The 11176-nt window shown below is 66.1% G+C and carries 12 protein-coding genes; 3 read left to right on the top strand and 9 right to left on the bottom strand.

Annotation, left to right across the window (positions count from 1 at the left end; translation table 11 throughout):
- The 3 genes from ntrX to hflX all read left to right on the top strand — a co-directional run bounded on the left by ntrX (position 1) and on the right by hflX (position 3392).
- Complete coding sequence (gene ntrX / locus ETO60_RS06870; protein ID WP_130004005.1) at positions 1-1386, top strand: nitrogen assimilation response regulator NtrX; 1386 nt, start codon at positions 1-3, stop codon at positions 1384-1386.
- Positions 1387-1548: 162 nt separating this feature from the next.
- Entirely contained in the window at positions 1549-2100 is a 552-nt protein-coding gene (gene hfq, locus ETO60_RS06865) for an RNA chaperone Hfq (protein WP_130004003.1), read from the top strand.
- Positions 2097-3392, top strand: coding sequence for a GTPase HflX (gene hflX / locus ETO60_RS06860; RefSeq protein WP_130004001.1), 1296 nt, complete (start codon positions 2097-2099; stop codon positions 3390-3392). Before hfq ends, hflX begins: the two co-directional genes overlap by 4 nt.
- Here the strand turns inward: hflX and mazG are convergent, their stop codons facing one another.
- Genes mazG through ETO60_RS06820 form a run of 9 tightly spaced genes read right to left on the bottom strand, consistent with a single transcriptional unit; the run spans position 3393 to position 11156 of the window.
- Positions 3393-4157 carry a nucleoside triphosphate pyrophosphohydrolase gene (gene mazG / locus ETO60_RS06855; protein ID WP_130004651.1) on the bottom strand — a complete coding sequence of 255 codons (765 nt, stop codon included), beginning with the start codon at positions 4155-4157 and terminating at the stop codon, positions 3393-3395. It abuts the gene before it with no gap.
- 33 nt (positions 4158-4190) lie between these two features.
- Positions 4191-4364 carry a hypothetical protein gene (locus ETO60_RS11240; protein ID WP_165362132.1) on the bottom strand — a complete coding sequence of 58 codons (174 nt, stop codon included), beginning with the start codon at positions 4362-4364 and terminating at the stop codon, positions 4191-4193.
- Complete coding sequence (locus ETO60_RS06850; protein WP_130003999.1) at positions 4361-5128, bottom strand: MBL fold metallo-hydrolase; 768 nt, start codon at positions 5126-5128, stop codon at positions 4361-4363. Before ETO60_RS06850 ends, ETO60_RS11240 begins: the two co-directional genes overlap by 4 nt.
- Positions 5125-5904 carry a TatD family hydrolase gene (locus ETO60_RS06845; RefSeq protein WP_130003997.1) on the bottom strand — a complete coding sequence of 260 codons (780 nt, stop codon included), beginning with the start codon at positions 5902-5904 and terminating at the stop codon, positions 5125-5127. The genes ETO60_RS06850 and ETO60_RS06845 overlap by 4 nt, the downstream gene beginning before the upstream one ends.
- The gene (metG, locus tag ETO60_RS06840; RefSeq protein ID WP_130003995.1) at positions 5898-7451 is read right to left on the bottom strand and encodes a methionine--tRNA ligase; all 1554 of its coding nucleotides are present in this window, start codon (positions 7449-7451) and stop codon (positions 5898-5900) included. Before metG ends, ETO60_RS06845 begins: the two co-directional genes overlap by 7 nt.
- Positions 7408-8250 (bottom strand): hypothetical protein, encoded by an 843-nt coding sequence (locus tag ETO60_RS06835; protein ID WP_130003993.1) that lies wholly within the window; start codon positions 8248-8250, stop codon positions 7408-7410. Before ETO60_RS06835 ends, metG begins: the two co-directional genes overlap by 44 nt.
- Complete coding sequence (tmk, locus tag ETO60_RS06830) at positions 8247-8894, bottom strand: dTMP kinase (RefSeq protein WP_130003991.1); 648 nt, start codon at positions 8892-8894, stop codon at positions 8247-8249. The genes ETO60_RS06835 and tmk overlap by 4 nt, the downstream gene beginning before the upstream one ends.
- Complete coding sequence (locus ETO60_RS06825; protein WP_234026374.1) at positions 8882-10099, bottom strand: D-alanyl-D-alanine carboxypeptidase family protein; 1218 nt, start codon at positions 10097-10099, stop codon at positions 8882-8884. Before ETO60_RS06825 ends, tmk begins: the two co-directional genes overlap by 13 nt.
- Before the next feature lie 28 nt (positions 10100-10127).
- Positions 10128-11156 (bottom strand): lytic murein transglycosylase, encoded by a 1029-nt coding sequence (locus ETO60_RS06820; RefSeq protein ID WP_130003989.1) that lies wholly within the window; start codon positions 11154-11156, stop codon positions 10128-10130.
- Positions 11157-11176 lie beyond the last annotated feature (20 nt).

The following is an 11176-nucleotide window of genomic DNA, read 5'->3' as shown; positions in this document are numbered from 1 at the left end:
GTGACACTCGACATACTTGTGGTTGATGACGAGCAGGACATCCGCGAGTTGGTGGCCGGCGTTCTGTCGGACGAGGGATATCACTGCCGGACCGCGGCCGACAGCACCGCAGCCTTGGCGGCAGTGGATGCGCGGCGGCCCAATCTCGTCCTTCTCGACGTCTGGTTGCATGGCAGTCCGATGGATGGTCTGGAGGTGCTCGACGCCATCAAGCAGAGAGAGCCGGAACTGCCGGTAATCATCTTCTCAGGCCATGGCAACATCGACACCGCCGTGGCCGCCGTGTCGCGCGGAGCCATGGATTTCCTCGAAAAGCCCTTCGAGACCGAACGTCTGCTGCTGCTCGTGGAGCGGGCTACAACCGCCGAAAAGCTGCGCCGCAATGTCGCCGGCCTGAAGCAGAACCTCCCGGCAGAGCAAGGGTTTACGGGCACTTCCTCGCTCATCAACCAAGTTCGCGCAACCTTGAAGCGGGTCGCCGGCACCGGCAGCCGCGTCTTGATCAGCGGACCTGCCGGATCGGGCAAGGAGGTGGCTGCACGGCTGCTGCACAGCTGGAGCAACCGCGCGGACCACGCCTTCGTGGTCGTCAACTCGGCCCGGATCACGCCCGAGCGCTTCGAACATGAATTGTTTGGAGAAGAGGTGGACGGGAATCTCGTCCGCCAAGGGCTGCTCGAGCTTGCCGACGGCGGAACGCTGTATCTGGACGAGGTGGCGGACATGCCTCTGTCGACGCAGGCGCGCATCCTGAGAGTGCTGACGGACCAGAGCTTCGTTCGCGTCGGCGGACATCGCCAGATCGGCGTCGACGTCCGGGTGGTCACGTCCACGACGCGCGACCTGACCGTCGAAATCGCGGAAGGCCGGTTTCGTGAGGATCTGTTCTACCGGCTCAACGTGGTGCCGGTGTCCATTCCGCCGCTGAAGGACCGGCGGGAGGACATCCCGCTGCTGGCGGAGGAATTCTTCGGCCGACTGGCTATCGAGCAGGGGTTACCGCCGCCGGCGATCACGCCCGAAACGCTTGCTGTCCTGCAGTCGCACGACTGGCCGGGAAACGTTCGCGAACTGCGCAATGTCGTCGAGCGCACCATCATTCTCTCGCCCCGCGACAACCTTGCCTGTGTGGAACCTTCCATGCTGCCTGCGGAGATCGTCGGCGGAACCGATGCAAGCGCGAACAGCATGTCGATCATGATGAGTGCCCCGCTGCGCGAAGCCCGCGAAACCTTCGAGCGCGAATATCTCGCCATCCAGATCCGGCGCTTCTCCGGCAACATCTCGCGCACGGCGTCCTTTATTGGCATGGAGCGCAGCGCTCTGCATCGCAAGCTCAAGCTGCTGGGGCTGGGAGATCGCCGTTCAGAAGGATCGGACGCCTAGCCCGTCCACAAGCAGGAAACCGGAGCTAGGCTCGCTCATTGTGTGAGCGCAGGCCCTTGCGGCGGGGAGGCCCGGACCGTCGCGGCACAAGATGTGGCGAAACGTTGCCATCATCAGCCGGAGAGGCTGGATGCGAAGATGAATATGAGGAGGATCGTGTAAATGGCTGGAAATGCTACGCTCAGTGTGCGCAAGCCAGCCAAGGCGGAAGCAGCCGAGGGGCAGGGAGGCGGCAAGCGCGTCAAGCCTGCGAGCCTGCAGGACACGTTCCTCAATCTGATGCGGAAGAACAAGACGCCGCTCACCGTGTTCCTCGTGAAGGGTGTCAAGCTTCAGGGGATCGTCACCTGGTTCGACAATTTCTCCATCCTGCTGCGCCGTGATGGCGCCACCCAGCTGGTCTACAAGCACGCCATCTCCACCATCATGCCGGCGCACGCCATGGACGCGGAAACTTCTTTTCCCTCGGTGGGGACTGCTTCCGGACGGCTGTTGCAGGATGTCTTTCTTACCAAGGTGGCCGAGGCGCGCGTCGGGGTGACGATGTTCCTCGTCAACGGGGTGATGCTTCAGGGTCGCATCGCATCTTTCGACCCGTTCTGTGTTCTGCTCGAGCGGGACTCGTTCGTCCAGTTGGCTTACAAGCATGCCATCTCCACAATCCAGCCCAACGATCACGTGGACCTGACCACGGCAGAGGACGACCCGGCCTGACTGCGCATGAGGTCTCGTCCGGCGCGGCCACAGGGGCGCGGGCCGTCCTCGTCTGCCCGGACGTGCGGGGTCGCCTTTACGATCGCCCCGCGCCTGCGCGCCTGTCCGAGCTGAGGGGGCTTGCCGCCGCGATCGGAATTGCTCCGGTCGCCGAGGAGATCCTTACGGTGCGCGCGGTGCGTCCGGCGTCGCTGTTCGGCACCGGACAGATCTCCGCCATTGGCGACGCCGTCGTCCTTCACGATGCGTCTCTCGTGATCGTCGACGGGGCGTTGTCTCCTCTTCAGCAGCGCAATCTCGAGCGGGCCTGGGCTTGCAAGGTGATCGACCGCACGGGCCTCATCCTGGAGATTTTTGGGGAGCGCGCCGCGACGGCAGAAGGGCGGCTACAGGTGGAGCTGGCGCACCTCGAGTATCAGCAAAGCCGCCTTGTCCGCAGCTGGACCCATCTGGAGCGGCAACGCGGCGGGTTCGGCTTCCTAGGCGGTCCGGGCGAGACGCAGATCGAGGCCGACCGGCGCATGATCCGCCAGCGGATCGGCCGCCTGCGCCGCGAGCTAGATCAGGTCCGGCGGACCCGGACGTTGCATCGTGAACGGCGCTGGAAGGCGCCATGGCCGGTGATCGCGCTGGTGGGCTATACCAATGCAGGCAAATCCACCTTGTTCAACCGGCTCACAGGCGCCGGCGTCAAGGCCGAGGACATGCTGTTCGCCACGCTCGACCCCACCATGCGCTCCCTGTCGCTGCCGGGATTTCCCAAGGCAATCCTGTCAGACACGGTGGGGTTCATCTCGGATCTGCCGACCCAGCTTGTCGCGGCTTTTCGGGCGACGCTCGAGGAAGTGGCGGAAGCGGACCTCATCTGTCACGTGCGCGACATCCACGCTGAAGAAAGCAGGGCCGAACGCGATCAGGTCTACGCCGTTCTGCGTGACCTCGGCATTGACCCGGAAGAAGGCTCAGTGCCCATCGTGGAGGCGTGGAACAAGGTGGACCTGCTGGACTCATCCGAGCGCGCGGCGCTCGAGGACGGGTCACGGGTTGAAGAAAACGTCGTGCTGATCTCGGCGGAGACGGGAGAGGGCACGGACGAGCTTGTCGGCAAATTTGCCGACCTCCTTTCCGCCGGGGAACGTGTGTACGCAGTCGCACTCGCTCTGGACGATGGCCGGCGCCGCGCTTTCCTTCACGAGCACGGGCAGGTGATCAGTGAAACCGTGGATGAGGAACAGCGGCACATGCAGGTTCGCATGAGCGGCAAAGCCTATGGGCGGTTCACGCAACTGTGATCAGGACGCCGCCGCCTCCCCCTCCCGTTTCACGGCATTCCAGAGGGCTTCGAGTTCATCGGGAGGCATGTCGCGCAAGGGACGGTCCGCGTTTGCTTCGACAGCGCGAAAGCGCCGTTCGAACTTCGCATTCGCATGCCGCAGAGCTGCTTCGGGCTCGACCCCGTGAGCGCGAAGGACGTTCACCACGGAAAACAGCACGTCGCCCGCTTCCTCCTGACGCTCGGCGTCCGATCCGGCGGCGGCGAACTCCGCAAGTTCCTCCTCGATCTTCGCCTTCGCGCCATCCGGAGAGGGCCAGTCGAAGCCGCAGCGCGCAGCGCGGGTCTGAAGCTTGAACGCGCGCAAGAGGGCGGGAAGTGCCAAGGCCACGCCATCCATGGCGCTGGTCTGGCCCGTGTCGGTGCGCTCATCGTCCTTGATGGCCTCCCAGTCCGGGGCTTCGGCGCCTGGTTCGCTCCCGAACACATGGGGATGGCGGCGGATCATCTTGTGGCAGATGTCCGTTGCAACATCGTCGAAGGTGAAGGCTCCGCGCTCCTGCGCCATCTGCGCATGATAGATGACCTGCAGGAGCAGATCGCCGAGTTCGCCGCGCAGGTCCGCGACATCATCGCGCGCGATGGCGTCTGCGACCTCGTAGGCTTCTTCAATGGTATAAGGAGCAATCGACGCGAAGGTCTGCTGCTGATCCCAGGGGCAACCATGCACGGGATCGCGCAGGCGGGCCATGATGGAGCGGAGTTGCGCTACGGGGTCAGACATCATCCCGTGTCCGATAATACATATTATGTAAAATTACCGTGAGAACAGCGTCGTGGCGAGCAGCGCAACGACGATGAAGATGACCACCCAGACGGCTGCCATTCCGGCCAGTCTTGCGCCGGACGCTCCGTGCCGACGCAGACCGCTCGCCACGAAGATGAGCATCGCTGTCAGCGCGACCAGCGAGACGATCTGAACCTCGTTCAAATCACGATCTCCAGACCATCGAAGCCGACCCGGACGTGCTTCGGCAATTCGGCGGACAGCGTCGCATAGTCCATGGTGTTGTCCAGATGCGTCAGCACGACCCTGCTGGCACTCACCCTATCAGCAAAGTCCAGCGCCATGGCCAGATGGGCATGCGTCGGGTGCGGTTGCCGCCGCAGACAGTCCGACACCAGCAGGTCGACGCCCATGAACAGCGACACCATGTCCGGAGTAATTTCCTGGAAATCAACGGCATAACCGATGGACTTGTTGTCACATTCGAACCGCAGTCCGGTGCTGGTCATGCCGCCATGCGGCATCTCGCAGTGGCGAACCGAACACCCCACCACGAGATGCAGCTTGTTGAGCGGCGCCAGGCGGGCAATCGTCGCGTAGCCGTCCTTCCCGGCGAAGACATAGCCAAAGCGGCTGCGGAGTCTTCTCACGGTTTCTTCCCCCGCAAAAGCGGGCAGCGGGTTCGTGCGCGATGAGCGCATCAATCGCAAATCGTCGATGCCGTGCGTGTGATCGGCGTGGTCATGGGTCCAGATCACCGCGTCGACGCGGTCAATGTCTTCGCGCAGCAACTGCTCGCGAAGATCGGTGGAGGTGTCGACCAAAATGCGGTCGCCACGTTCCGTCTCGATGACGACCGACGGCCGCGTGCGCCGGTTCTTCGGCTCGTCCGGATCGCATGCGCCCCAGTCATTGCCGATGCGCGGCACTCCTGTCGACGTTCCGCACCCGAGCATCCGCAGTTTCAAGCCAGCACCGCTTTTTTGAACAGGTTGAAGAAGTTGGCGCTTGTGCGGTTTTCCAGCACTTCGGCGTCCACCCCACGCAGTGCGGCGATCCGCTCGAGCGTATCGCGGACATACGCAGGCTCACACGTCTTGCCGCGGTGCGGGACCGGCGCGAGAAAGGGACTGTCCGTTTCCACGAGCAGCCGTTCCTCCGGAACGAGGCGCGCAACGGCTTGCAATTCCCTGGCATTGCGGAAGGTCACGATCCCCGACAGCGAGATCGACAGGCCGCGCTCCAGAACGGCCTCGGCAAAGCGGATCGATCCGGTGAAGCAATGGATCAGCGCCGCAAACGGACCGTCCTGCGCCGCTTCATCGAGCATCGCCACGGTGTCGTCTTCCGCGTCGCGGGTGTGGATGATGAGCGGCAGGTCAAGCTCCCGCGCGACGGTGATGTGCCTTCTGAACAGGGACTGCTGCGCTGCAGGTGAGCTGTGGCTGTAGTGATAGTCGAGGCCGGTCTCGCCGATCGCCACCACCCGATCTTGCGATGCGGCATTTCTGAGGAGGTCGACATCGACATGCAGGTGGTCTTCCGCGGCATGTGGGTGCACGCCGATGCTCGCCCACACATCGGGATGGTGCCGCGCAAGGCCGACGACATCGTCCCATTCGCTGTGCTTGGTGGAGATGTTCAGCATGCCGCCCACCCCTCTCGCGCGGGCGCGCTCGAGCACGGCGTCCACGTCCTCCACGAGACCGGGATAGTTGAGGTGGCAGTGGCTGTCGATCAGCACCCTTCAGGCTCCGCCGTCGGATCGGCCAGGCGCGGGAACAGCGGCTGCACGTCCCGTACGGTGTAGCGCAGCGCAGCGCCGCGCTTCGCGCTCTTCGTGCCAAGATCGCCGTGGTCCGGCTCGAGCATGTGCAGCACCTTCCGGGCGCTCGCCGGAATGACCGGCTGGATGGCCGATGTGAGCATCTCGATCACGTTGCACAGCACCGCCAGCACGGTCGCCATGCGCTCGGGATCCGTCTTTCGCAGCGCCCAGGGCGCCTGCTCGTCCACATAGGCATTGGCAGCGTAGACCGCCTTCATCCACGCGTCGAGGCCGGCGTTGAGGGCAAGGCGATTCCATTGCTCCGGCAGCTCGGCAAGGCAAGCCGACCGCACCCGATTCAGAAGGGCCGCGTCAGCCTCCTGCAGTTCCGTCACACGGGCGACCGTGCCGTCCAGGTTCCGCGCGATGAAGCCAAGAACACGTTGCACAAGATTGCCGTAACTGTTTGACAGTTCCGCATTTGCCCGGGTGACGATCGCCTGGTGGGACCAGCTGCCATCCTGACCGAACGGAATTTCACGCATCAGGAAGTATCGCAGTGCATCCACCCCGTAGCGTTCCGCCAGATCAAGCGGATCGGTCACGTTCCCGAGGCTCTTCGACTCCTTCTCGCCCTGGTTGAGAACGAAGCCGTGGCCAAAGACCTTGCGCGGCAGCGGGAGCTTCGCGCTCATCAGAAAGGCCGGCCAGTAAACCGCATGGAAGCGAACGATGTCCTTGCCGATGAGATGCAGATCGGCTGGCCAGAAGTCCCGCATCTCCTCGGTGGGCTCAGGGTAGCCGAGGCCCGTGATATAATTGGTCAGCGCATCGACCCAGACATACATCACATGATCCGGCGCACCCGGCACCTTCACGCCCCAGTCGAAGCTTGTGCGGCTGACCGACAGATCGCGCAGCCCCTGACGAACGAAGGCGACCATTTCGTTCCGCCGTGCCGCCGGTTCGATGAAATCGGGCCGCTCTTCGTAGAGCTTCAGCAAAGGCTCGGCGAACCGCGACAGGCGAAAGAACCAGCTCTCCTCGACCGTCCATTCGACCGGTGTGCCGAGTGGCGACAGCCGCCCGCCGTCGGGGCTCTCGCGCAGTTCCGTCTCGTCGTAGAACGCCTCGTCCCGGACGGAATACCACCCTTCGTAACGGCCGAGATACAGGTCTCCGCTCGCTTTCATCGCCTCCCACAGCGCGGCGCTGGCGGCGTGGTGGGCTGGCTCGACAGTGCGGATGAAACGGTCGTAGGAGATGTGGAGCGCATCCGCCATGTGGCGAAAGTGCGACGACATCTCGTCCGCAAGGGCGGCGGGCGTGACTCCCTGCTCGCGCGCCTTGCGCATCATCTTGAGGCCGTGTTCGTCGGTGCCGGTCTGGAACCGCACCCGGCGGCCCTGTGCCCGCTGGAAGCGGGCGATCACGTCGGCGCAGATCGCCTCGTAGGCATGCCCGATATGAGGCCGCCCGTTAGGGTAGTTGATCGCGGTGGTGATGTAGAACGGCGTCGTCATTGCCACCGCCCCTAGGGAGCGGCGCGCCGGCGAGCAAGCCGGCGATGCGCGCGCGCAGCAGATCGGGATCGTAGTTGAAGCTCGCCACCTCGTTCTCGATCCTTGCCAGTTCGGCATAGCTCCGGTCGAGGGCGGCAAAGTGTTCCGCCGTGCGAGGGGGAAGCTGGCGGGCAAGCTCCTGCCGGGCCGCCGCAACCGCCTCCCGTCCCTGCCCGCGCGTCGCCGCGTTGCCGGTCGCTGCGGCGCCGTCAGGTTCCGTTCGCGTATCGGCGGCGTTGTGCGGAATCGAGAAGCGGAGCACCTGGCACCGCGAGCGGATGGTGGGCAGAAGCTGCGCCGGACGATCGGCGACCAGCAGGAACACCGTGCGCCGTGGTGGCTCCTCCAGGCTCTTGAGCAAGGCGTTCGCCGCACCGGCTTCGAGATCGTCGGCGGCATCGATGAGGATCACGCGCCACTGTCCGGCGCCGACGAGCCCGATGGTGAGGCGCTGCTGCATGGCGCGGATCTGTGCGATGGTGATGTTCCTGCGGCGCTCGAACGGCTTGCCGTCCTCGGCCTTCCTCGCTTCGGCGCCGTCCCGCGGCTCGCGCGTGATGAGGAGCAGATCGGGATGCACCGCGCCCTTGGAGACGGGCTGGCCGAGCAGGTGAGCGGCCGCCTGAACGGCAAAGGCGCGCTTGCCGGACCCGGCCGGCCCGCTCAGCAGCCAGGCGTGGTGGAGCCGGTCGGCCGCGACGAGGGTTTGCCATGTGCCGAAAGCCGTCTGTGGACAGAAACTGCTGTGGCTCCCGCTCATCGCGCTGCGCCTTCAAGCAGCGGCGCCACTGCATCCCGCACGAGCGCGTGGACGGCGTCCGCATCCCCGCTGGCATCCACTTCCCTGATCCGCTGGGGATGAGCAGCGACGAGCTGGAGGAAGGCGGCATCGACGTCGCTGTGGTAAGCTTCTCCGCGGCCGCCGATGGCGTCCCGGCAGCTCCCGTCGCGGGCTGTCACCCGCGCAGCCGCCGTTGCCGCCGGCGCGCGCAGCACGAGCGTCAGGTCCGGCCAGACGCCCCCGGTGCCGATCGTGTGCAGGGCCGTGACCTTCTCCACACCCAGCCCTCCGGCGAAACCTTGGTAGGCCAGGCTGGAGTCGATGAACCGGTCGCTGATCACCCATTCCCCCCGCGCAAGCGCCGGGTTGATCAACCGCTCCACATGGTCGGAGCGCGCGGCAGCGAACAGCAGCGCCTCGGCACGCGGCAGCCATTCGGCGCCCGGCGGGCACAGCAGCAGCGCGCGGATCGCCTCGGCGCCCGGCGTCCCGCCCGGCTCGCGCGTGAGCACGGTCGGGCGTCCCTGCTGCGTGAGCCAGTCGGCAAGCAGGCGCGCTTGCGTCGACTTGCCCGCCCCTTCCCCGCCTTCAAAGGTGATGAACCGCCCCTTCACCGCAGCCATCGCGCGAATCCGTTGAGGATCCGGTCCAAGGGACCCGCCACGCCGACATCCTGCGCCGCGAGGAGCGGCACCGTATAAGGGGGCAGCCCGTCGATCCGGACATGCAGGTCGGCGACGTGATCGCCCTGCGCAATCGGGGCGGCAAGCGGGCCTTCATACCGGACTTTCATCGTGACGGCCGGCCGCGTGCCGCGCGGGACGGAGATGCCGAGCGGGCGCTCGGCAACCAGCCCCACCGTGCGGCGCGTCCCGCCCTGCACCTGCGCCTGCGCCAGCGCCGCGCCACCGGCGAACAGCCGATGGTGGTCGAACGCCTGAAAACCCCACTCCATCAGCGCACGCGCGGCACGGTCGCGCTGACGCGCCGTGTCGCTGGCGGCAATCACCATGACGAGCCGGCGTCCGTCGCGCTCCGCCGAGCCGAGAAAGGTGTACCCTGCCTCGTCGGTGTAGCCGGTCTTGAGCCCGTCCGCGCCGGCGATCACCCCGGAAATGGGATCGTGGTTGCGCTGCGTAATGCCGTTGAAGGTGTAGCCGGGCCGACCGAAGAAATGGCGATAGAGCCGCGGATGCTCGTCGATCAGCGCGGATGCGAGCCGCACCAGATCGCGGGCGGAGGTGTAGGTGCCGCCACCATCGGGGAACCCGTTCACGCTGCCGAACCGGCTGTCGCGCATGCCGAGCCGGCGCGCATCGGCGTTCATCCACCCGAGCCAGGCGTCGGTGGATCCGGCCGCGCCTTCGGCCAGCACGACCGCGCCGTCGTTGGCCGACACGGCGGCAATGCCCAGCAGCAGCTGCTCCACCGTCGGGCGTGCGTCTGCGGCAAGGTACATCGTCGAGCCGCGCCGGCGCCACGCGGAAAAGGCGGCGGGGCTGACGGCATAGCGGTCATCCAGCTTCATCTGCCCCTTGGCGATGCGGCTGAGGGCGGAATAGATCGTCATCACCTTTGTGACGGAAGCCGGGGCGAACCGCCGTTCTTCCTCGCGGGCAAACAGCGTCTGTCCCGAGGCGAGGTCGACGAGCAACGCGATCGGAGCCTCGTCGACCGTGGGTGTTCGCCACTCCGCCGGCGGCATGGGCTGGATGGGTGCCGGGCTGGCGCCCGCTGCCGCCGGACAGCACGCGAGAAGCACGGCACCCGCCGTCTTGCGCAGCCCCGAACGCGCCGCGGAGCGCGTCCTGCTCCATCCGCTGCTCAATCTCCTGCTCCCGGTCCGTGGATCAGGCTCAGCCGGAGACCGCATCGGCGAGCAGCCCGACACTCATCGCGTAATAGTTGGAGCAATTGTACTCCAGGATCGCCCGGTAATTGTTGGTCAGGAGATAGGCCGGCGTGCCCGCACCATCGGGCTGGAACAGGAAGGCGTGCACATCGTCGCGAATGGCGCCCGTCGGCCGCACGCCGAGTGCCCGCCATTCGGCCACGGTCATCCAGGTGCTGTGGCGATCGTGGACGCGCGGGCACACCGGCGCGTTGAGACGCGTGCCCAGCCTGCTCCAGTCGAAGCCTGTCGGCACGGTGGCGCCGACGCCCCACGGTTCGTTCCGTCGCCACCCCGCGTCGCGCAGATAGTTCGCGATCGAGGCGAGCGTGTCCGCGCGGCTGGAAAACAGGTCGGCCCGCCCGTCGCCGTCGCCGTCGACGGCGAGGCGCAGATACACGCTGGGAAGGAACTGCGGGTTGCCGAACGCGCCGGCCCAGCTTCCCCGCAGCTGCTCGCGCGTGTACCGGTTGCGGTCGGCGATGCGCATCAGGGCGACATACTCCGCCGCGAAGAGGTCACGCCGCCGCCCCTCCCACGCAAGGGTTGCCAGCGAGCGGGCGAGATCGAAATTGCCGAGCACCTGACCGTAGGCGGTCTCATGGCCGAAAATCGCCACCAGAATGGGCAACGGCACTCCGAAATGCTGCTCCAGCGTCCGTTCGAGGTGGCGCGTTTCGGCATACACCCGCCGCCCGCCGCCGATCCGGGCCGCATCCACGTGCCGGCTGATATAGGCGCTGACCGGCGGGAAGGCGCCGCCGGCGTTCGGGGAGCCGGGTTGCGCCCGGTCGAGGGAGATGACCCGGCTGTCCGGCTGCATCCCTGCGCTCATCCGGACGAGCGTCGCCTCGCTCACCCCGGCGCGGCGGGCCTGCTCGTTGAGCTGGGCCAGATAGCCGTCAAACGACAAGTCCGTCTGCGCGGCGGCCGGGACGGAGCAGAATGCGGCGAGCGGAGCGACAAGCGACAGGAAGGTTCGGCGAAGCGTCATGGCGCCACTGTGCGCACCCT

This window comes from Qipengyuania thermophila, from assembly GCF_004153605.1.
Classification (GTDB): Bacteria; Pseudomonadota; Alphaproteobacteria; order Sphingomonadales; family Sphingomonadaceae; genus Qipengyuania_B; species Qipengyuania_B thermophila.
This window is presented reverse-complemented; position numbering and strand designations above follow the sequence as displayed.